The following is a 22,175-nucleotide window of genomic DNA, read 5'->3' on the forward strand; positions in this document are numbered from 1 at the left end:
ATCTTGGGCAACGATCCCGGTCCCGATGCCCGGTTCCGGCAGGGCCGCTGCCGCCGCGGGAGCGGACGGAGGCTGATCAGTCCTCGTCCGGCATCCAGTTCCCGTGGAAACCGGCGGGCACCCTGGCCGGCAGGTGGACGCGCGCGACCGGTCCCGCCGCGATGTCCTGTGCCGCGAGGATCACCAGGTCACTGGCGTCACGATCGGGGTCGAAGGTGAACGCGATGACGTACCCGTCGTCCTCGGCCGCGTCCTCGTCGGCCGGGACGAAGACGCCCTCGCCGATGTCGGCGCCGGCCGGCATCCGATGCACCTCGGAGGTGCCGTTCAGCAGGTCGTACTTGACCAGGCCCTGGCCGATCGCGTCGGTCTCCGGCGTCTTCGGCTCCCCCGCCGCATCGGCGATATGGCGCTTGGCACGGGCTTCGCCGAAGCCGTCCTCCGGCTCCAGGACCGCGTATCCGTAACGGTGCTCTCCGCTCGCCCGGCGCGGGTCGATGCGCGGGAACTCCAGGGGGCGGTCGTCCAGTTGCTCCCTGTGGACGACTCCCGCCGCGAGGTCGACCGTCCAGCGCTCCAGGCAGGGCAGTGTCTCGTCGGGGCCGGCGGAGCCGCTGTCGAAGAGCCGCTCGTAGCGGACCAGGTCGACGACGATGCGCCGGCCGTCGTCGGACTCGTAGGCGTTCATCGGGTGGAAGACGAAGCACGGGTCGATGTCGAACCACCGCACGCTCCGCGCCCCGCCGGCCCGGGGAAGCACTCCGAGGCGGGCCTGCTTCTCCGGATTCCAGGCGTACGGGAAGGAGCCGCCCTTCTCCGCGATGTCCATGGAGAACCCCACCGGCAGGTCGTAGAGCAGGACATGACGCTGCGTCAGCGAGAAATCGTGCATCATCGGGCTGCCCTCGACAGGCACGTCGACCTGCCGCTTGATCCGCCCGTCGAGTCCGACGACAAGGTACTGCACGTACGGGTACGCCCAGCAGTACGCGACCGCATGCAGCTCTCCGCTGTCCGGGTCGAGGATCGTGTGCGCGGCGAAACCACCCGGCAGCGTGCCCTGGAAGTCGTACGGGCCAATGGTGCCCAGGTCGTCGTCCAGTTCGTACGGGAGCGCGCCGGCCTCGACGGTGGCGAGGTTGCGGCCCGCGAAGCGCAGGATGTGGGTGTTGGGCGCGAAGTCCATGCCCTGGTGGACCGGGCCGCCGAGCGGTTTCTCGCCGAGGTGCTCGGCGACCTTCGCGCTGCGCACCCAGCGGTTGCGGTACCACTCGGCGCGGCCCTCGCGCAGGCGCACGCCGTGCACCATGCCGGCGCCGGTGAACCAGTGGTGGGTGGCCGGGTCCTCGATGCCGAGGGGGTTGGGCCCGTTGCGCAGATAGCGGCCGTTCAGCGCGTGCGGGATCTGCCCGGTGACCGGCAGATCGAACGCGGTGACCTCGTCACGTACGGGCGCGAAGAGACCGGTGAGGTATGGGTTGTTCTGCTCGGGTTCCTTAGCCTTGGCCATGAATCCACCCTCCCCCACCGGCGGCGTCCGCGTCGATAGCGCGCACGGCGTGTCCGCGTGAACTCGTGGGCTGGGTCGGTGAGTTGCGCGCGTTGGCCCATGGTAGGTGTCAACCTGCTCCGCCTTGACGTTGGTTGCGACGGATACGCTGGTCGGCGCCGGACAGGTTGGGCCTCGCTCGCCCGGTGCGTATCTGGAGGTGTGACTGTGCCGTTCGATCCCGATCGCCCGCCCCCGCCGCACGGGATGAAGCACCGCACGGAAGGTGGATACATCCTGGCGGGACCGGACGAGCACGGATGCTGCGTCATTCACGAGCTGTGGGTCGATCCCGAGTACCGCGGCGGTGGCGAGGGGCGCGCGCTCGTCGATCATGTCCGCGCCTGGGCCCGCGAGCGCGGGCTGGCTCCGCTGATCGTCCAGTGCTCTCCACGCAACGCACCCGGCCGCGCCTTCTACGAAGCACTCGGCATGCGAGCCGTCGCCATCGTCTATCAGGACGATCTGGCCCAGCAGGGCGACCTGAGCGATACGTGAACGCGCCGACCCCCATCCCCGCCGGGCGACGTCGTTCCATGACGTACGGTCGGCCATCCCGCGTCACCCCGGAAGCCGCTCCTGGACGTCGCCCATCAGGGCCGCGATCTGTCTGCGGGAGGCGAAGCCGAGCTTGGTCAGGATGTGTTCCACGTGGGCGTCCGCGGTCCGCTTGGAGATGACCAGGTGCTCGGCGATCTCCCGGTTGGACATGCCCTGGTGGACCAGCGCGGCGACCTCGCGTTCACGGCGGGTGAGCCGGTCGAGCACGGGAACGGACGGTTCGGCCGGAGCCTTCGCGTCGGGTGGGCGGGCCAGCGCGCGGGCCACGGCGGCGGCCATACCGAGGGCGCGGCCCTCCGCGTAGTGGCGTGCGTACCGGTCGGCGCCGAGACGGGCTTCGGCGCGGGCCCGACGCGGGTCGTGCAGCTCGCGCATCGCGGGGCCCACCTCCTCCCAGAGCCGGTCGGCGGTGCGCCGGCAGTCGTCGGCCGCGCCCTGGAGCACGGCCGCGTCCTCGACGCGGTCCTGGTCGACGGCGGTCAGGGCGAGCAGCATGAGCGCCTCGCCGGTGGTCAACCGGTCGCCGAGGCGGTCGAGAAGGCGCAGCGCCGCCCGGCCCTCGCGCAGGGCGACATCGGCCCGGCCCGCCCTGATCTCCGACATCGCCACGAACAACAGGCGTTGGACGGTCCACCACACCTCCCCCTCCGGGAGGACGGCCGCGGCCCGGCGGTGCTCGGTGAGCGCGCCCTCGATGTCGCCCTCGCTCTCCAGGAGAACGGCGGCAAGGCAGTGGCGGCGAAAGCGCAGCCGGAGGTCGGCGCCCGCGGCGACCATCCTTCCCAGCTCCTCCACGGACTGCCGGGCGGCCGTCAGGTCGCCCTTCAGGCGCGCGGCCACCTCCGCCGTGAACGCGCGGATGTGCGCGGCGTCCTCCCGGGCACCTGCGTCCTCGTACAGCGCGGCGGCCCGGCGGCCGAACTCGGCGGCGGCGGAGGTGTCGGTCCGCAGGAAGCACAGCCGGGCGAACTGATCGGCGAGCTTGGCGCGGTCCGCGGCCGGGGCGTCGTGGGCGGCCGCCGCCGCGCGCTCGTTCCAGGTGCTGCCCTCGCTGGTCCGGCCCGCGCAGAACCACAACAGGTCGAGCGCCGCGCACAGTTGCCCGGCCACGTGGGCCTGCCCCGGGGCGGTCAGCGACCACTCCAGGGCCGTCCGGAAGTTGTCACTGTCCCGGTCGAGCCGGCGTGTCCACTCCACCTGTCGGGCGCCGTGGAATTCGGGCTCGGACCGCAGGGCGATACGCAGGAAATGATTGCGGTGCCGCAGGGCCAGCTCGTCGGCTCTCCCGGCCTCGGCGAGCCGCTCGCGGCCGTACTCGCGCAGGGCGTCGAGCATCCGGTAGCGGTCGCCGCCCTCCTCACTCGCCTCCAGGTCCGCCTCGCCCGCCTCCGGGCCCGTCTCGCGGTCGGGCTCCACGCGGATCACGATCGACTTGTCCACCAGGCCGATCAGATGGTCCACCAGGTCGTACGGATCCAGGGCGCCGTCCGCACAGACGGCCTCGGCGGCCGCCAGGTCGAAGCCGCCGGCGAAGACCGACAGGCGGGCCCACAATTCCTGCTCCTCGGCAGAGCACAGGTCGTGGGACCAGTCGATGGCGGTACGCAGGGTGTGGTGCCGTGGGTGTGCTGATCGGCCCCGCCCGAGCGCCCGGAAACGGTCCGAGAGGCGGCGCTCCAGCTGCTCCAGGGAGAGTGCGCGCAGCTGCACGGCGGCCAGTTCCAGCGCGAGCGGCATGCCGTCCAGGCGGCGGCAGAGGGACTCCGTCACGGGGCGGTTGGCGGCAGTCACCGTGAAGCCGGGGCGCGCGGCGGCGGCCCGCTCCGCGAACAGGGCCACCGCGGCGGACAGTTCGAGCGGCTCCACGCTCAGTACGTGTTCCGCCGGCACGTCGAGCGCCTGCCTGCTGGTGAGCAGCAGCCTCAGACCGGGGCACGAGCTGAGCAGGATCTCCGCGAGCAGGGCGCAGGCGTCCACCTGGTGCTCGCAGGTGTCGAGAACGAGCAGGGCGCGGGCCTCGGCGAAGTATTCGGCCAGGAGGTCGAGCGGGCCTCTGCCGTCGCTCTCCGGAATGCCCAGGAAGGCCGCGACGGCGTGCGGGACCATGGCCGCTCCGGTGACACCGGAGAGCTCGACGAGCCGGACACCGTCCGGGAAGTCCTCGCGCAGCTCCGCGGCGGCGCGGACCGCGATCCGCGTCTTGCCGACCCCGCCCGCTCCGAGCAGTGACACCATCCGCGCCTCGGCCAACAGGGCGTGCACCGTCGCGACTTCGCGCTCCCGGCCGATCAACGAGGTGCTTTCGCTCGGGAGTTGAAACTGCCGCCAGCTCCCTACCGGAGTTGCCATGGGAGCATCGTAAGCGGCGGCAGGTCGCAGGGGCAGATGCTCCCGGATTTCCCGACCCCGGCGGGGATCAAGAAGCGGTCGGTGCACGTCACGTCGAAGCGACCGGCTTCGACGAAGAGGAGCGCCAGCTCTCGCGCTCGGGCCGCGCGAACAGGAACATCGCCAGCGCACCGGCGAGCAGCAGGCTTCCGGTCAGGGCGAACGCGGCGTACAGGCCAGTGTTGCTGTGGGGCGTGGCGTCGAGCAGCACCCCGGTCAGCCACGGCCCGGCCAGGGACGAGAGCTGGCCGAGGCCGAAGCCGGTGAGCAGCGCGGTGGCCCGCTGCCGCACCGGCGCCACTTCGGCGATGGCGGCCAGGCCGAAGGGGATGAAGACCCCGTACATCGGGAAGCCCAGGACGATCACGAGGAGTGCGAGCGTGCCCGTGCCCAGGAGGGGCAGCGCGAGCATCGATACGGCGCTGATCAGGAGGAGTACGGCCCCGGGCAGCGCCCGTACGGCGCGGGCGGAGCGGCCACGGCGGTAGAGGCGGTCGGCGATCAGGCACAGCGCCAGGGTGCAGACCAGGTCGGTGGTCCAGGTCGCGCCGTTGACGAAGCCCATGCTGGTGCCCTCGTAGCCCAGGACGCGGGTGATGAGGGTGGGCAGCCAGTTGGTGACCACAGCGGCCGTCCACGCGGCCCCGAAGATACCGACGACGCAGGCGATCCAGGTGCGCGAGCGGAACATGCCCCGGTAGTCGGGACGGACCCGAGGAGCGTCGTCGGCCCTTTCCGTGTACGGCCCTTCGACGCCGACAGCCAGCCAGACGACGATCCAGGCCGCACTGCACACGGCCAGTACCACGAAGACGGTGCGCCAGCCGTGCTCGACCATCACCCAGGCGAGGACCGGGCTGGAGACCGCCACACCCAGGCTGGTGCCGGCCATCACGATCCCGCCGGGGAAGCCGCGTTCTTCCGGGGGAAACCAGCTGTAGACCACATCGCTTCCGAGCGCCGCTCCGGGGCCGAGCGAGGCCCCCAGTACGACACGGCAGGCGATCAGACCCGCGAGCCCCGTCGACAGGGCCATCGGCGCCATGGTGACCACCCAGCCGACCGCGCAGACGGCGAGCAGCCACTTCGTACGGACACGGGAGCCGGCCACGCCCGCCGTCAGCGTTCCGACGGCGAACAGCGCGTACGTACTGCCGACGAGCATCCCGAACTCCGCGTTGGTCAGGCCCAGATCACGAGTGAAGGGGCCCGCCACGAGGCCGAGGGAGGACTTGTTGGCGAAGTTCAGGAAGAGGTAGAGCGCGGCCAGGAGCGTCATCGCCCAGGCGCGGGAACGCGTGGGCACGGGCGGACGGCTCCGGTGCGACACGACCACCGGAATCTCCTTGCGTCGACGGGGAGGGATGTCCGCGACGGTCGCGGCACCTCGGCTGCGGCTGTCCGGCCATTCTCCCCGGCGGGTGAGGCGACGAGGGAGGCGAAGGGGGAGTCTTTGCCCCGCAGTTGACCCCGGACTGCCCAGTACCCGATCCACCTGGCCGTCGACAGCCAGGACCGACCCTTGACCTCCACGTCACCCGTGAGCCGCATGCAGCGCGGCCAGGTACCCGAACGTCAGGCCCGAGCCGATCTGGCAGCCCGCTCCCGGGTACTCCGAGGCCGCCATGGAGCCCGCGTCGTTGCCACAGGCGTAGAGGCCGGGGACCGGGGTGCCCGTCGCGTCGAGGACCCGCGCCTCGGCGTCGGTGCGAAGGCCGAGCGAGGTGGCCAGAGGGGTCGGCAGTATCGCCAGGGCGTAGAAGGGTCCCTTCTCGATCGGGCCGAGGTTGACGTTCGGGGTGTGGTCCGGGTCGCCGTACTGCTGGCCGAAGGGGTGGGAACCCTTGCCGAACTCCTCGTCTACGCCGGTGCGCGCCGCGTGGTTGCTGTCGGCGACCGTCCGCGCGAGGCCGTCCGCGTCCACACCGATGGACGTCGCGAGGTCGCGCAGCGTGCGGCCCGTGTGCAGATAGCCGGAGGCGAGGTGGCGCCTGAGCAGTGGGCGCGGTGTGTGCGGGTGGATCATGCCGAGGCCGTACTTGGCCAGGGTGCGGGCGTCGGTGATCAGCCAGGCCGGGATCGTCGGCGACGACTTGTGCGCGTCGTACATCGCGCGCACGAAGCGGTGGTAGGAGACGGATTCGTCGACGAACCGGCGGCCCGCCGCGTCGACGGCGACGATGCCGGGTTTGGCCCGGTCCCAGATGTGCGGGAAGACGGCGGTCGTGCCGTCCCGGCGACGGCCCACGGAGCTGGGGAACCACAGGGCGTTGTCGTCGCGGGAGTCGCCGAGTGCGCCGTCGGCCGCGCGGGCGAGGGTGATCGTGTCACCGGTGGCGCTCTCGGCCGCGCGCGTGAACTGGGCGGTGGGCGTGGGGAGATGGGCGGCGCGCAGTTCGGGGCTGGCGGAGAAGCCGCCCGCGGCCAGCACCACTCCGCGGCGCGCGGCGACCCGGACGGTGCGGCCCCGGTGCGAGACGACGGCGCCGGTGACACGTCCCGCGTCGTCGGTGACGAGTTCGGTGGTGTGCGCGGTGAACCAGACGGCGCCGCGGCGGCGCAGGAGCTGGTGGTAGAGGCGGGCGACCAGCGCGTTGCCCATGGCCAGGCGTGTGCCGCGCGGCCAGCCGAGAGCCCGGTCGCGGGCCCAGCGGATTCCGAGGCGCAGCGCGACGGCCAGGCCTCGCGGGGAGCCGTGGAAGAGCGTGAGGAGTTGGTTGACCTCGGCTCGGCGGACCATCAACGTCCCGCGGAACAAGGCGAATTCGGGAACCGGGCGGCGTACGCGGCCGAAGCGGGCCCGGCCGAGGCGGCGGCCGTCGAAGGTGCGGGGTTCGAGGGCGCGCCCGATGCCGTGGCCGGGGATCTCGGGGTGGTAGTCGACGACCGTCGCGGAGTGCCAGAAGCCGACGCCGAGTTTGTTCTCCAGGTAGTCGAGCATGGCGGGACCGTGGGCGAGGTAGCTCTCGCGCAGGGCGCGCGGTGCCCGGTCGCCGATCAGGGTGTCGAGGTAGGCGCGGGCTGCCTCGGTGTCGGCGGCGGGGTCAGGCTGGTGACGGTGGCCGGGTATCCAGGCGGTGCCGGCCGAGTAGGCGGTGGTGCCGCCGAGCCACTCGGTCTTCTCCAGGACGAGGACGTCGAGGCCCTCCTGGGCGCCGACGGCCGCCGCGCCGAGTCCCCCCGCTCCGGAGCCGAGGACGAGGAGGTCGACCTTGTGGTCCCACTGGTCGGTCATGGTGCGGCGCGCCTTTCTGGTGCGGGTGGTGATGGGCCAAGTCCTCGTCGGACAGGGGGTGTTCGCGCGCCGTGCGGCGGTGACGGGGCCGTGCCGCGCGCTACGTATGGGCCTGGCTGTCCGCCGTGAGTTCGGCGAAGTCGGCGAGCATGTGGGACGTGAAGGGGTTGCGTCCCGTGAAGAGGCGGAACGCGTCGGCCGCTTGGTGAACGAGCATGCTGCCGCCGTGGAAGACGGGGCATCCCAGGGCGCTCGCGGCTTGCAGGAGTGGGCTCCACAACGGGTGGTAGTTGACGTCGGCCACCCAGAGGCCGGGGTGCAGGGACGACTTCGACAGTGGGAGGCGTAGGTCGTGTTCGGTGCCGACGGGTGAGGCGTTGACCAGTCCGTCGGCGTGTGCCGTACGGTCGCTCGCTTCTGCCGGGGAGCAGGTTCGGGCCCACTCCGTGCCGGCCTGTTCGTTGAGGGCCTTGGCGAGGCTGTGCGCACGGTCGGCGTTCGGGTCGGTGATCAGGAGGCGTTCGACGCCGAGGCCGAGCAGCGCGTGCCCGACCGCCGCGCCCGCTCCTCCGGCTCCGAGCTGTACGACGCTTCCGACGCGGGCTCGTGGCAGATTCCGCGAGAAGGCCGCCGCGAATCCGGCGATGTCGGTGTTGTGCCCGACGGCCTTGCCCTCCCGGGTGAACACGACGGTGTTGACGGCGCCCACCCGTGCAGCCGCCGGGGACAGTTGGTCCAAGTAGGGCAGCGCGAGCTGTTTGTACGGGTGGGTGATGTTCAGGCCCGAGAAGCCGAGGAGTCGGGCGGCGTGGAGACGGTCGCCGAGGCGTTCGCTCCGTTCGTCCTGGGGCGGATCCATGTCCTGCAAGCGGTAGAGGCACCGCAGGCCGTGCCGGCGAGCCTCGCGTTCATGGAGTTCAGGGCTGAGGGACCGCCCGATCCCCGCGCCGATCAGGGCCAGCAGGTACGAGTCCTGAGTCACGGCAACTCCGCGCACGCTATGGACTATCTAGTTCGTTATGAATACCAGGATGTGCCTGTCGCGTGAAGTCGTCGTGCCGAGGTTTTCGTTGCCGAACGAGTCGGAGGTCACAGGCCCAGGTAGACCTCGCGTACGCGGGGATCGTGGCTGAGTTCGGCGGAACTCGCGGCCATGGCGGCCTCCCCGTTCTCCATGACGATGCAGTGGCTGGTGACGCCGAACGTCAGCGTGGCGTTCTGTTCCACCAGCAACAGGCTCAGCCCCTCCTCGCGCAGTCTGAGCAGCACCTCGAGTATGCTTCCGACGAGTTTGGGGGACAGCCCCATCGACGGTTCGTCGAGGATGAGCAGCCGCGGTCTGCTCATGAGGGCCCGGCCCATGGCGAGCATCTGCTGCTGGCCGCCGGAGAGGGCGCCGGCGAGCCGGTGCTTCATCTCGCCGAGGACGGGGAACAGGTCGTAGATTTCGCCGAGTTGCTGGTGCACCTCTTTGTTCCAGGCGCGTGCGTACGCTCCGAGCAGGAGGTTCTTCTCCACGGGCAGGCCGGGGAAGACGTGCCGTCCCTCGGGGACGTAGCCGATGCCGTGGCGGACCATGTCGCGGGCCTTGGCCTTGGAGAGGTCCGTCTCCCCCAGGCTGATGCGGCCGCTGGTGCGCGGCACGAGCCCCATGAGCGCTTTGAGCGTGGACGTCTTGCCCGCGCCGTTGGCGCCGATGATGCCGACGGACTGGCCGGGTTCGACCGTGAACCCGATGTTGCTCACCGCGCAGACTCCCCCGTAGTGCACGCTGAGGTCTTCCACGGTGAGGCGGGGCGCGGGGCCGGGGAGGGTGGCGTTCACGAGGTGGCCTCCTGAGTGCGCGGCCGGTCGGTGTCGGCCGGTGGTTCCGGTTGGAGGTCGCTCAGTTCGGAGTCGCCGAGGTACGCCTCGATCACCTCGGGAGTGGCGACGACCTCCTGCGGGGTGCCTTCCGCGATGACCTTGCCGCTGGAGAGGACCGTGACCTTCTCGCACAGCGACATGACAAGACCCATGTTGTGTTCGATGAGGACGACGGTGGTGCCGCTGTCCCGGATCGAGCGGACGATCCGGACGAGTTGCTTGACCTCCTCGCCGTTCAGCCCGGCGGCCGGCTCGTCGAGCAGCAGCAGGCGCGGCCGGCCGGCCATGGCCCGTGCGATCTCGATACGGCGCTGGATGCCGTAGGGCAGGGCCGCGGGCGCCGCCGCCGCGAAGTCGCGCAGGCCGTAGCGTTCGAGGACGTCGTCCGCCTGGGCGCGCAGGCGGCGTTCGTGCCGGATGACGCCGGGCTGCCAGACGGCGTAGCGCCAGATGCTGCGGGTACGCGAGCGGTCCAGGGCCACGAGGATGTTCTCGCGGACCGTGAGCTGGCCGAACAGCCGCAGGTTCTGGAAGGTGCGTGCCATGCCCGCCAGCGAGAGTGCGTAGGGGCGGGCGGTGGTGGTGTCGCTGCCGGCGAAGCGGACCGTGCCCGACGTGGTCCGGTAGAAGCCGCTGATGACGTTGAACAGGGTGGTCTTTCCTGAGCCGTTGGGGCCGACGATGCCGCGGATCTCGCCGCCGTCGACCGTGAGCGAGATGTCCTGGAGGGCCCGCAGCCCGCGGAAGTCCTTGGTGACGGACTCGATGCGCAGCAGGGCCGGCTGCTCGGCGGCCGGTGCGGGGTCGTAGGGGGTGAAGGGGCGCAGCTCGGCCCGTTCGGTGCGGTGGCCGCGTCGGCGGCGGTACTCGGCGCGGACGCGTGCGGGGATGCCGGCGACGCCGGTGGGGGCGAAGACGACCATGAGCACGACGACGACGCCGTAGCCGAGTTGGGCGTAGGTGGCGAAGTCGGAGAGCCATTCGCGTACGAGGGTGAGGCCGACGGCGCCGATGACACAGCCGACCAGGGAGCGGCGCCCGCCGATGATGACCATGGCGAGCAGGATGAACATGTTGCTGATGGAGAAGGTCTCGGGTGCCACGTAGCGGATGAGGCCGCCGTAGAGGATTCCCGCGAGTCCTCCGTAGCAACTGGCGAGCAGGAAGGCGGTCATGCGCAGGAGCGGGATCTCGGCGCCCATGGCTCCCGCCGCCAGGGAGTCGTCGCGCATCGCGCGCAGTCGGCGGCCGAGCGCGGTGTGGACGACGAACAGGCCGAACAGCAGGCCGACGGCGAAGACGACGGCTTCGAGGTAGTAGTAGAGGTATTCGCTGGACAGGTCGATGCCGGGCAGGCTTGGCACGGGGATGCCGGAGATGCCGTCGGCGCCGCCGGTGATGTGTGCGTTGGTGATCCAGTTGATGAAGCCCAGGGCGAGTCCGAGGGTGACGATGCCCAGGTAGTGCGACTGCATCCGCAGCGCTGGGATCCCGACGAACAGGCCGACGGCGACGGTGGCCAGCAGGGCCAGCACGGCGGCGGTCCAGAATCCGTAGCCGTAGTGCGTGGTGAGGATGGCGACGCCGTAGGAGCCGACTCCGAAGAAGGCGACCTGGGCGAGATTGATCTGCCCGGAGATGCCCATGGCGAGGCCCATGCCGATCGCCAACAGGGCATAGATCAGGGCGATGTTGACGACGTGGATGGTGTACGTGCCCAGGCCGTACGGCAGGGCCCAGGCCGCGATGACGATCGCGGCGAGGCCGGTGAGACGTGTCTTCATGCGCGGCTGACCGTCCTTTCGCCGAAGATGCCGGTGGGCCGGATCATGATCGCCACGGTGAACACCAGGAACGTGACGAGGACGGAGTAGCCCTGGAAGTGGCCGGCGGCGTAGGAGTCGAGGACTCCGATGGCGATGCCGCCGACCACGGCGCCGTTGATGGAGCCGAATCCGCCGAGCATGGCGGCGGCGAACCCCTTGATGCCGAGGGCGCCGCCCAGCGAGGCGTCCACGTACAGCATGGGACCGACCAGGCCGCCGGCGAGGGCGGCGAGGCCGGCTCCGATGGCGAAGGCGAGGGCGTTGCTGCGGCCGACGTCGATGCCGACCGCGGTGGCGGCCTCGTGGTCCATGGCGGCGGCCTGCATGGCGGCGCCGCGCTTGGTGCGCGAGAGGAAGAAGCCGAGCGCGACGACGGCGAGGGCGGCGATGCCCATGACCAGCAGGTCGTAGGTGCGGATGCGGATACCGAAGACGTCCAGCGGTGCCGACGCCAGCGGTGAGGGGACGGCGCGTCCTGTGGTGCCCCAGATGAGGATGGCCACGGCTTGCAGGACGATCCCGAAGCCGATCGTGCCGATCAGCATCAGGTCGAAGTCCTTGTTCTCCAGCGGCCGCAGGACCCGTTCGATGACGAGGCCGATGGCGCCGGTGACGACGATGGCCACGATCATGGCGACGCCGAAGGGCAGCTTGGCGGTGAGGTAGAAGGTGGACGCGGCGTACGCGCCGATCATCGCGATGTCGGCGTGGGCGAAGTTGACCAGGCCCATCGTGCGGTAGACGAGCGAGAAGCCCATGGCGACCAGGGCGTAGACGGCGCCGAGACTGAGCCCGCTGACGAGTGTCTGGAAGGTGTCCTGCACGACGGCCTCACTTGTGTTCGACGAGCTTGCCGTCGCGGATGACACCGATGGTGGTCTTGGTGATGCCGACGCCGTCCTCGCCGTAGCGGAACTGGCCCAGCAGGCCGTCGTAGTGGGTGGCGCGGATCGCGTCGGCGAGCTTCTTGCCGGTGGCGGCCTTGCTGCTCTTCAGCGCGGTGAGCAGGATGTTGGTGCCGTCGTAGGCCTTGGCCCCGTGCAGTTCGGCCTCCTGGCCGTAGGCGGCCTTGTAGGCGGCGGCGAACTTCTGGGCGGCCGGGCTGATGTTGTTGCCCAAATAGGGGGAGCTGACGAAGGTGCCCTCGACGGCCTTCTTTCCGGCGGTGTCGATGAACACCGGGGTGCCCTGCGGGGCGGCGCCGGCGAACGGGGCGTCGATGCCCAGGTCGCGTGCCTGCTTGACGATGAGCCCGGCCTCGACCTCCTCCGAGCCGATGAAGACCACCTCGGGCTTCGCGGCACGGATCTTGGTGAGGGCGGCGCTGAAGTCCTTCTGGTCGGTGGTGACGACCTGGTCGGAGACGGGCTTGACGCCCAGACCGTTGAGCGCCTTGGCGAAGGCGTCGTGTTCCCCCTTGCCGAAGGAGCCGTTGTTGCTGATCATCGCGATCTTCTTGAATCCCCGGTCCTTGACCAGGAACGTGGCGAGGGTGCTGTCGTAGGTGGTGCTGGTGGGCCCGTTCAGGAAGAGGAACGGGCTCTTCTGCGCCACCAGGGCGTCGGCCTGGCCCGAGGTGATGTTGGGGATCTCGGCCTGCTTGAGCACCGGGGCCATCGCCACGGTGACGGCGCTCTCCGCGGTGCCGATCATGGCGACGTACTTCTCGCTGGTTATCTTGCGGGCCAGGTTGGTGCCGGTGGTCGGGTCGCCCTGGGAGTCGAACGACTTCATCTGGATCTTGCGTCCGTCGATGCCGCCCTTCTTGTTCCACTCGCTGATGGCCAGCTTGGCGCCCTTGTACTCCCACTCCCCCAGCGAGGAGAGCTGGCCGCTGCGCGCGTCGACGACCGCGATCTTGATGGGGCCCGAGTCGGACCCGGCCTTGTCGGACGACTCTCCTGGGGCGCTGCATGCGGTCGCGGCGGCCACGAGGGCGATGACACCGACGAGCAGCGAGCGCGATACGGGCGGGCGGGCAAGGCGGTTCATGCGGTCACCTCATGATTGGCGGGAGTCCGGGGCGGTGGTACTCAGACGGTGTCGGCCGGGAAGCGCCCGGCGTAGATGTCCTTGATGTTCCAGTGGCCGGGGGTGGGCACCGGTTCGTTGACCATCGGGACGTCGAGGACGGCGGGGCGGCGGCGCTCGATGGCGTTCTCGAGTGCCTTGCGCAGCTCCGCCGGGGCGCCGACGGTGTATCCGTCGGCGCCGCAGGACTGGCCGTACTGGGCGAAGTCGGGGCTGTAGGGCTGCCCTTGGGGGTCGGTGAACTCGCATCCGTAAGAGCGGCCGAACGACGATGACTGGAGGTCGGCGATGGTGCCGTGGGCCCGGTTGTTCATCACGACGAAGATCACCGGCGCGCCCTGTTCGACGGCCATCGGTACGGCGGGCAGCTGGGCGCTCATGCCGCCGTCGCCGATCAGGGCGACGACCACCTTGTCGGGCTGGGCGATCTGCACGCCGACGGCGGCGGCCGGGCCGAAGCCCATCGTGGAGGCGCCGCCGGGGGTGATGAAGCGGCCCTGCTCGGGGAGTTCGTAGCACTGGGCGACGCCGTTCTTGTTCCAGCCGACGTCGGTGACCAGCACGGCGCCGGCGGGGAGTGTCTCGCGCAGGTCGGTGAGGATGCGTTGGGGGCGCAGCGGGAAGGCGTCGCTGCGGCCGGCTTCCGTGGCCGCGTCGAACACACCGCGCCGGGCCGCGGTGATGGTCTCGCGCAGACCGGGGCGGGTGACGGGGGTGACCTGGCGGGTGTGGACGGCGGCGGTGATGGCTTCGAGGGCCAGGGTGACGTCGGCGACGGCTCCGATGTGGACCGGGTAGTTGCGGCCGATCTCGGCGGGGTCGATGTCGATCTGGACGAGCTTGCTCGGCGGGAAGTTCCAGGTGTGGATGTCGTCCCAGGAGCTGGCGTCGGTCTCGGCGAAGCGGGTGGCCAGGGCGAGGACGATGTCGGCGCCCTTGGTGTGTTCGTGTGTGGTGTCCAGACCCCAGAAGCCGGGCATGCCGAGCAGCAGCGGGTGCCGGTCGGCGACGACGCCCTTGCCCATCAGGGAGTGCGCGAGGGGGATGTCGAGGTGCTCGGCCAACGCGAGGAGCGCGGTGCGGGCGCGGGGGTCGCGCAGTCCGCCGCCGAAGTAGATGAGGGGGCGCTCGGCGGCCAGCAGGGTGTCGGCGATGCGGCCGGCGGTGGCCTCGTCCAGGCCGGTGGCGCCGAGGTGTTCGGGCAGCGGGTGGCCGCCGTCGTAGGGGGCGACCTGGCGGTTGAGGAGATCCATGGGGACGTTGACCAGCACGGCGCCGGCGCGGCCGCTGGTCGCGGTCCAGAAGGCGCGTTCGGTGGTACGGGGCAGGTCCTGGGCGCGCTGCACCTGCCACGTGCGCTTGCAGAACGGCCGGTAGATGGCGGTCTGGTCGGCGTCGGCGTGGAGGTTGACCTCCTGGTGCGGATGCCGGCCGTAGTAGTACGAGGGGACGTCGCCGCTGATGACGACCAGGGGCACGGAGTCGAGGGCCGCGGTGGCCACGCCGGTGACGGCGTTCATCATGCCGGGGCCTACATGGGTGAGCAGGACGCCGGGGCGGCCGGTGGCGCGGGCGTAGCCGTCGGCGGCGTGCGCGGCGGCCTGTTCGTGGCGGGCGATGACGAACTCGACGGTGCTGGGGCCGAGGGCGTCGAGGAGCGCGATGTTGGTGTGTCCACAGGTCCCGAAGACGTACTCGGCTCCGTAGGACTCGAGTTGGGCGACGAGGGCCTCGGCGGCGGTGACAGTGGTCACGAGTTCTCCTTGGGCAGCTCGCGGTTCTCGCCCCAGACGGAGAGGCCGCGCAGCATGAGGGTCTTGACGACGGTGTAGTCGTCGATGAGCCAGCGGGGCGCCTCGCGGCCGAAGCCGGAGTCCTTGACACCGCCGAACGGCACATGGTCCAGGCGGTAGTTGGAGGATCCGTTGACGATCAGGGCGCCGACCTGGAGTCGGCGCCAGGCGGTGAGGATCCTTCGGATGTCATGGGTGAACAGGCCGGCCTGCAGCCCGTAACGGCTGGCGTTGCAGGCGTCCAGGACGGTGTCGAAGTCGTCGTAGGGGAGGACGGCGACGAGCGCGCCGAACACCTCGTGCACGACGACGGAGGCGTGGGCGGGCGGCGCGGCGATGATCGTGGGGGCGGCGGTGGCCCCGTCGCGGGTGCCGCCGCGCACCACCCTCGCGCCGAGTCCGGCGGCCTCCTTCGACCACCGCACGACGCGTTCGGCGGCGTCCTCGTCGACCATCGACCCGATGTCGGTGTGCTCGTCCAGCGGGTCGCCGACGACGAGGGCGTCGACCGCGGCGGTGAAGGCGTCGAGGAAGGTGTCGAAGCGGCTGCGGTGGACGTAGACGCGCTGGACGGAGATGCAGCTCTGGCCACTGTTGCTGTAGCCGTTCTTGGCGCACAGGGCGGCGGCCGCCTCGATGTCGGCGTCGTCGCACACGATGGTGGCGGCGTTGCCGCCGAGTTCGAGGGCGAGTCGTTTGGCTCCGGCGGCGCGGGCCACGGCGGCTCCGGTCTCGGGGCTGCCGGTGAAGCTGATGACGCTCACCTCGTCGGCGGCGCACAGGGAGGCGCCCACCTCCCCTCCTCCGTGCAGGAGTTGGACGGCCTGGTGCGGCATTCCGCTGTCCAGGAGCAGTGCCACGATCGCGGCGGTGGTCGCGGGGGCCTGGGGCGGGGCCTTGACGAGTGTGGTGTTGCCCGCGGCGAAGGAGGCGCCGAGCTTGTGGGCGAGCAGGTTGGCCGGCGCGTTGAACGGGGTGATGGCCAGCGCGACGCCGGCGGGGGCCCGGTAGGTCAGCGCCGTGTTCCCGATGCCGGTGTCCCAGCCGGCGACCGGGAGGTTCTCGCCGTCGATCCGGCGGGCCTCGGCGGCGCACACGGCGAAGGTGGAGGCGACCCGGTCGATCTCGGTGCGGCTGTCCTTGAGGGGCTTGCCGAGTTCCAGGGCGAGCAGTCGGGCGAGCCGGTCGCGGTGGGCGGTCGCGGCACGGGACGCGGCTTCAAGGATGTCGGCGCGGGCGGCGGGTGCCAGCGAGGCGACCCGTTCCGCGAACCGGCCGCTGTGATGCAGGACTTGGGCGATGTCGGCCCGGGTTGCGGTGGGTGCCCGGCTGACGGTGCGTCTGAGGTAGGGGCCGGTGCGTTCCAGTGGCGGGCCTTCCCCGCCCCAGCTTCCGGCGACGAGCGGCAGGGCGTCGATGACATCGGCCGCGTCGGCTGCCTTGAGGAGGGCTTGCAGCATCACATCTCCAGAAAAAACCATCTAGTGGTTTCCGTGGACTGCTCTGTGGACTGGCGTGTAACGTACGGGCGCCGAGAGGCCGTGGCAATAGGTCGGTACAAGGAAGTTCGGAACAGCGATTTCCCCCCAACCGCGCCGCTGTTGGAAGCTGACGCACCAGTACCGCCGGCCGGACGGCGGTCGCCCCTGACACACGGAGGAGACATGGACGCGGAGCAAGGAGTGGGCGGGGTGCGCAGTGTGCGGCGCGCTCTGGACATCCTGTCGCTGCTGACCGAGGATCAGCCCACGGTCCCGCTGCGGGACATGGTCGAGGCCACCGGGCTACCGAAGACGACGGTGGTCCGCCTGGTGCAGACCCTGGAGCAGTACGGGCTGCTGTGGGCGACACCCGGCGGCTACACCGCGGGTCCCGGCCTGTGGCGCTGGGCCCATCTCGCCCATACCAGCTGGGAGTTGCCCGCCGACACCCAGAAGCTGCTGCGGGAGCTGTCGGACCGCCGCGGCGAGACGGCCAACCTGATGATCCGGCGCGACATCCACCGGGTGTGCGTCGCCCAGCAGGAGAGCCCGCAGCCGCTGCGGCACGTCGTGCGGGTGGGCGACGAGCTGCCGCTGTGGGCGGGCGCGTCGTCGAAGGTGCTGCTCGTCGGCGCCACCGACGGACTGTTGCAGCGTGTCGCGGCCGCCTCGCCGCACGGCGCGGCGCACGCGGAGCAGCTGCGGCTGTGGGCCGACGAGGCCGCCGAGCGCGGGTTCGCGGAGAGCCACGGAGAGCGCGATGTCGGCCTCACCGCCGTCGCCGTGCCCATCCGCTCCCAGTCGGGTGTGGTGGTCGCCTCCCTGTCCCTCAGCGGCCCCAGCGCCCGCATCCCCGACACGGTGATCGAGGAGTTCGCACAGGACCTCCTGGAGGTCGCCGCGCGGATCGCCTCCCAGGGGTTCGCCCACCCCCTGGGGCCGCGCACTTAATCCACGCGCGCCGTACCGGCGCCCGGAAGGAGACGCACATGGACGGACGACCCCTGGACGGCGTACGCGTTCTGGACCTGACGAATGTGCTGGCCGGACCCTATTGCAGCTATCAACTCATGCTTCTGGGCGCGGAAGTGGTCAAGATCGAACGACCGGGTCAGGGGGACCTCGCACGGAACCTGGGCCCCGACGCGGCGCTGAACCGGGACCGTGTCGGGGCCTCCTTCCTGGCCCAGAACGCGGGCAAGAAGTCGGTGGAGCTCGACCTCAAGGACACCGCCGACCGCACCGTCTTCGAGGAGCTGCTGGCCGGCGCCGACGTCCTGCTGGAGAACTTCCGCGCGGGCGTGCTGACGCGCATGGACTTCGGCCCGGAGCGGCTGGCCGCGCTCAACGACCGGCTCGTGTACTGCTCGATCTCCGGATTCGGGCACACCGGGCCGATGAGCGAGGCCCCGGCCTACGACCAGATCGTCCAGGGCCTGACCGGGATGATGAGCGTGACCGGGACACCGGACAGCGCACCCCAGCGCATCGGCTTCCCGGTGTGCGACACCACGGGTGGGCTGATGGCCGCGCTCGCCATCACCTCCGCGCTGCTGCAACGCGAGCGCACCGGCCTGGGCGCCAGACTCGATGTCTCCATGCTGGAGGCGTCGATGTCGACCATGGGATGGGCGGTGTCGAACTACCTGGTCAGCGGCGTCCCCCCGCAGCCGCTCGGCGACCAGAACCCGACCGCCGCCCCCTCCGGCACCTTCTCGGCCCTGGACGGGCCGCTGAACATCGCCGCCAACCAGCAGCGGCAGTTCGAGACACTGTGCCGCCTGTCCGGGGTCCCCCACCTGGTGACGGACCCACGTTTCGCCGAGCGTGAGGCCCGCAAGGCGCACCGCGAGGAACTCAACGCCGCGCTCAACGCCGCGCTCTCGCTGCGCCCGGCCGCCGACTGGGAGCGCGACCTCAACGCCGCCGGGGTGCCCGCGGCCCGGGTGCTGACCGTCCCGCAGGCCCTCGAACAGCCCCAACTGGAGCACCGCGGATTCGTCAGCTCCCTGCCGCACCCCGGCCGGCCCGACCGCGCCCTGCGCGTGGTGGGCAACGGCGTGCTCTTCGACGGCGAGGCCTTCGCCCCACCCACTCCGCCGCCACTGCTCGGCCAACACAACGGCCAGCGCGCCGAGTTGGCCCGCGCATGGGCCGCGGCCGGCGCCGGCTCCGAAGAGGCGACCGCCTCATGACCGGCCCCCAGGACGAGGCGGCCCAGTGGTGGGCGACCGCGGTCAGCCATGTCGAGCCCGGCAGCATCGAACTGCGCGACCGCCCCATCCAGCAACTCATCGGCGAGCTCGGCTTCGTCGACGTCATCTGGCTGCTGCTCCGCGGCGACCTGCCCTCCCCCCGCCAGTCGGCGCTCCTCGAAGCGGCCCTCGTCGCCGGCGTCGACCACGGCCCGCAGGCACCCTCGATCGCCGCCGCCCGCATGGCCGCCACCTGCGGAGTCGGCCTCAACAACGCCATCGCCACCGGGGTGAACCTGCTCGGGGACTCGCACGGCGGGGCGGGCCAGCAGTGCGTGGAGATGCTCACCGACATCCGCACCCTGCACGACACCGGGACCGGCTGGGACGAGGCCGCCCGGCGGACCATGGACACCTGGCAGCGCCGCTCGCGCTACCTGCCCGGCTTCGGCCACCGCTTCCACCCCCGCGACCCCCGGCGCGACCCGCTCCTCGCCCTGGTGGACCGGGCCGTCGCCGACGGCATCGTCGCCGGCGACCACCTACAGGCCGCCCAGGCCGTCGAGTCGGCCCTCGCGCGCCGCCGGGAGGGCGCCCGGCCCGTCCCGATGAACATCGACGGCGCCACCGCCGTCATCTACGCCGAGCTGGGCTTCCAACCCCCGCTGGCCCGGGGCCTGTTCGTGCTGAGCCGGTCGGTCGGCATCCTCGCCCACGCGTGGGAGGAGACGGGCCAGGGGCGGCGCAACAAGGGCCCGCTGCCCCGCTCCGTCCTCCCCGCCCGCCTCACTCCCAAGCCGCAGGCCTGAACAAGTCACTACCGATCCCAGCCGCAGACGTGAACAAGTCACAACCGATCCCAGCCGCAGGCGTGAACAAGTCACTACCGACCTCTTGCCACGCCCCCGCCCCGTCCCTAACGTTGCTTTCCGCCCCACGGCAACCGTCACACGGATTCATCGAACCACCTAGCGGACCATGATCCGTATCGCTCCCCTCCCTCCCCCTGACGCACCCGGGCCATCCTCCGGCGCCCCGTCAGGCACTTTCTCGAAAGAGGGACCATGGACAGACGCAGCTTCCTCACCTCCACCGCGGCCTCCACCGCGGGAACCGTCGCCCTGCTCAACTCGGCGCCCGCCCACGCCGATTCGGCATCCGACACCCTGGCGCGCCCCGTACCCGCGCAAGCCCATGCCGCCACCGGGAACAACTTCCCCAAGGCGGGCGGCAACCTGGGCAACCAGAACCACTCGTCGCTCAAGAGCATCCACAGCGACAACGTCCGCAAGCTGGGCGGTGCCTGGCACATCAACCTGGAGGACGGCTCCACCGCCACCCACCAGCAGTGCGCCGTCATCGCCCAGGACGGCGTCCTCTACCTGGCCACCACCCAGCAGAACGTGTTCGCCGTGGACGGCCGCACCGGCAAGGTCACGTGGAAGACGAAGGTCGGCGACGACACCACCAACATGCGCGGCCTCGCCCTCGGCCAGGGCCTCGCCTTCACGATCACCGGTGACAACAGCGTCGTCGCCCTCGACCAGAAGACCGGCGCGATCGCCTGGACCCGTGAGCTGCTCGTCGAGGACCAGGGCGACCCGAACTGCGACCCCGCCAGCGGCCAGTGCGGCGGCAGCAAGGGCGGCCTGGCCGGCGCCGCCGTCTACTGGGACGGCCTGGTCTACATCGGCACGCAGGGCAGCACCGCTGGCGCCCGCGGCCGCGCCTACGCCCTCAAGGCCGACACCGGCGAGCTCGCCTGGACCTTCTGGGGCACCCCGGGCCCCGGCGAGTTCGGCCATGACACCTGGGAGGGCGACTCCTGGAAGACCGGCGGCGCGGTGTGCTGGATCCATCCGGCCGTCGACCCCGAACTCGGCCTGGTCTACTGGACGTTCGGCAATCCGTACCCCCGCACCGACGGCTCCACCCGCGGCGGTGACAACCTCTTCGCCAACTGCCTGGTCGCCATCGACGCCAAGACCGGCGAGCGGCGCTGGCACTTCCAGTCCGTGCACCACGACATCTGGGACTACGACGGTGTCATGTCCCCCGTCCTGGCGGACCTGTTGGTCAAGGGCAAGAAGAAGCAAGTCGTCGTCTACGGCAGCAAGACCGGCATGTACTACATCCTCGACCGCGCCACCGGGAAGCCGGTCCACGGCATGGAGGAACGCCCGGTCCCCCAGCACACCGGGCAGAAGACCTCGCCGACACAGCCCTTCCCGGGCGGCGAGCCGTTCGTCGAGACCGAGCCGCGCCTGGACAAGGCGACCCGGCCGGTGCCCTTCTATCCGACCGGCGGCCTGTTCGAGGCCCACTGGGACCGGGCCACCATCATCTTCCCCGGCGCGGGCGGCGGCGCCGACTGGTCCTCCCCCTCCTTCAGCCACCGCACGGGCCTCGTCTACGTCGGCTACGGGCTGATCAACTCCGCGTACTCCAACACCCACGGCGGCCGCGTCAACACCGCCCGCCCGCTCGGCGAGTACTTCGCCGGTGGCCTGGCCGCCGTCGACCCGCGCACCAACACCGTCGCCTGGCGCCGGGAGGGCGACTGGTCCCTCGCCCACGGCAACGGCATCCTCAGCACCGCCGGCGGCGTCCTCTTCCAGGGCCGCCCCGACGGCGTCCTCACCGCGCTCGACGACCGCGACGGCAGCGAACTGTGGACATGGCAGTGCGGCGCCGGTGTCAACACCAGCCCGCTCACCTACGAGATCGACGGCGAGCAGTACATCGCCGTCCTCGCGGGCGGCAACGGACTGCCCTACCCCGACATCCCCAAGGGCGACCACCTGTGGGCCTTCAAGCTGGACGGCAAGGTCAAGCCGGCCGCCGCGCCCACCCCGCCCTCCAAGCGCAACCAGATCCGCACCGCGGCCGTCAGCGGTGACACCGCGAAGAACACCGTCACCCTGGGCCGCGTCTGGGACAGCGCCACGAACGCCCCCGGCGCGAGCGAGAGCCTCGTGGCGCAGAACGCCATGGCACCCCAGCACCTGAGCGTCGCCAAGGGCACCACCGTCACGTTCACCAACCCGTCCGACAACAAGGCCGCGCACGGCGCCGTCGCCTTCTTCGAGGCCGAGTTCGACAGCGGACTGCTCATGCCGGGCCAGTCCTACAGCCACACCTTCGACGCCCCGGGCGAGTACTTCTACAACGACCCGGTCGCCCCGCAGAGCACCGGAAAGATCGTCGTCAAGTAGCCGCGCCTCCCGCGCCCGGGCCGCCCCGCCGCGCC

Annotated in this window: 16 protein-coding genes; 5 read left to right on the plus strand and 11 right to left on the minus strand. The window is 71.0% G+C overall.

Going from position 1 to position 22,175, the window contains the following annotated elements:
* Positions 1-76 precede the first annotated feature (76 nt).
* Positions 77-1,510, minus strand: a complete 1,434-nt coding sequence (locus ACP4E5_RS08430; RefSeq protein ID WP_425826513.1) for a carotenoid oxygenase family protein — start codon at positions 1,508-1,510, stop codon at positions 77-79.
* 207 nt (positions 1,511-1,717) lie between these two features.
* Between ACP4E5_RS08430 and ACP4E5_RS08435 the strand changes: the two genes are divergently transcribed.
* Positions 1,718-2,047 carry a GNAT family N-acetyltransferase gene (locus ACP4E5_RS08435; RefSeq protein WP_425826515.1) on the plus strand — a complete coding sequence of 110 codons (330 nt, stop codon included), beginning with the start codon at positions 1,718-1,720 and terminating at the stop codon, positions 2,045-2,047.
* Positions 2,048-2,110: 63 nt separating this feature from the next.
* Here ACP4E5_RS08435 and ACP4E5_RS08440 read toward each other — a convergent pair whose 3' ends face one another.
* The 10 genes from ACP4E5_RS08440 to ACP4E5_RS08485 form a co-directional block, all read right to left on the minus strand.
* Positions 2,111-4,459 (minus strand): ATP-binding protein, encoded by a 2,349-nt coding sequence (locus ACP4E5_RS08440; RefSeq protein ID WP_425826517.1) that lies wholly within the window; start codon positions 4,457-4,459, stop codon positions 2,111-2,113.
* Positions 4,460-4,547: 88 nt separating this feature from the next.
* Positions 4,548-5,804 (minus strand): MFS transporter, encoded by a 1,257-nt coding sequence (locus tag ACP4E5_RS08445; RefSeq protein WP_425826519.1) that lies wholly within the window; start codon positions 5,802-5,804, stop codon positions 4,548-4,550.
* Between the two features lie 228 nt (positions 5,805-6,032).
* On the minus strand, positions 6,033-7,733 hold the full coding sequence (locus tag ACP4E5_RS08450; protein ID WP_425826521.1) for an FAD-binding protein: 1,701 nt from the start codon (positions 7,731-7,733) through the stop codon (positions 6,033-6,035).
* A gap of 100 nt (positions 7,734-7,833) precedes the next feature.
* Positions 7,834-8,715, minus strand: a complete 882-nt coding sequence (locus tag ACP4E5_RS08455) for a shikimate dehydrogenase (RefSeq protein WP_425826523.1) — start codon at positions 8,713-8,715, stop codon at positions 7,834-7,836.
* 107 nt (positions 8,716-8,822) lie between these two features.
* The gene (locus ACP4E5_RS08460; protein ID WP_425826525.1) at positions 8,823-9,557 is read right to left on the minus strand and encodes an ABC transporter ATP-binding protein; all 735 of its coding nucleotides are present in this window, start codon (positions 9,555-9,557) and stop codon (positions 8,823-8,825) included.
* On the minus strand, positions 9,554-11,383 hold the full coding sequence (locus ACP4E5_RS08465; protein WP_425826527.1) for a branched-chain amino acid ABC transporter ATP-binding protein/permease: 1,830 nt from the start codon (positions 11,381-11,383) through the stop codon (positions 9,554-9,556). The genes ACP4E5_RS08460 and ACP4E5_RS08465 overlap by 4 nt, the downstream gene beginning before the upstream one ends.
* Positions 11,380-12,249 carry a branched-chain amino acid ABC transporter permease gene (locus ACP4E5_RS08470; protein WP_425826530.1) on the minus strand — a complete coding sequence of 290 codons (870 nt, stop codon included), beginning with the start codon at positions 12,247-12,249 and terminating at the stop codon, positions 11,380-11,382. Before ACP4E5_RS08470 ends, ACP4E5_RS08465 begins: the two co-directional genes overlap by 4 nt.
* A 7-nt stretch (positions 12,250-12,256) precedes the next feature.
* The gene (locus ACP4E5_RS08475; RefSeq protein WP_425826532.1) at positions 12,257-13,417 is read right to left on the minus strand and encodes an ABC transporter substrate-binding protein; all 1,161 of its coding nucleotides are present in this window, start codon (positions 13,415-13,417) and stop codon (positions 12,257-12,259) included.
* A gap of 41 nt (positions 13,418-13,458) precedes the next feature.
* Positions 13,459-15,210 (minus strand): thiamine pyrophosphate-binding protein, encoded by a 1,752-nt coding sequence (locus ACP4E5_RS08480; protein ID WP_425826534.1) that lies wholly within the window; start codon positions 15,208-15,210, stop codon positions 13,459-13,461.
* Positions 15,207-16,709: an aldehyde dehydrogenase family protein gene (locus ACP4E5_RS08485; protein WP_425826536.1), complete on the minus strand. Its 1,503-nt coding sequence runs from the start codon at positions 16,707-16,709 to the stop codon at positions 15,207-15,209. The genes ACP4E5_RS08480 and ACP4E5_RS08485 overlap by 4 nt, the downstream gene beginning before the upstream one ends.
* A gap of 204 nt (positions 16,710-16,913) precedes the next feature.
* Here ACP4E5_RS08485 and ACP4E5_RS08490 point away from each other — a divergent pair, with 204 nt between their 5' ends.
* From ACP4E5_RS08490 to ACP4E5_RS08505, 4 genes are all read left to right on the plus strand, one after another.
* Entirely contained in the window at positions 16,914-17,681 is a 768-nt protein-coding gene (locus ACP4E5_RS08490; RefSeq protein WP_425826538.1) for an IclR family transcriptional regulator, read from the plus strand.
* Positions 17,682-17,719: 38 nt separating this feature from the next.
* Positions 17,720-18,925 carry a CaiB/BaiF CoA transferase family protein gene (locus ACP4E5_RS08495; RefSeq protein ID WP_425826540.1) on the plus strand — a complete coding sequence of 402 codons (1,206 nt, stop codon included), beginning with the start codon at positions 17,720-17,722 and terminating at the stop codon, positions 18,923-18,925.
* On the plus strand, positions 18,922-19,734 hold the full coding sequence (locus tag ACP4E5_RS08500) for a citryl-CoA lyase (protein ID WP_425826542.1): 813 nt from the start codon (positions 18,922-18,924) through the stop codon (positions 19,732-19,734). The genes ACP4E5_RS08495 and ACP4E5_RS08500 overlap by 4 nt, the downstream gene beginning before the upstream one ends.
* Before the next feature lie 255 nt (positions 19,735-19,989).
* Complete coding sequence (locus ACP4E5_RS08505; protein WP_425826544.1) at positions 19,990-22,140, plus strand: outer membrane protein assembly factor BamB family protein; 2,151 nt, start codon at positions 19,990-19,992, stop codon at positions 22,138-22,140.
* Positions 22,141-22,175 lie beyond the last annotated feature (35 nt).

This window comes from Streptomyces fractus (assembly GCF_049844455.1).
Taxonomy (GTDB): Bacteria; Actinomycetota; Actinomycetes; order Streptomycetales; family Streptomycetaceae; genus Streptomyces; species Streptomyces fractus.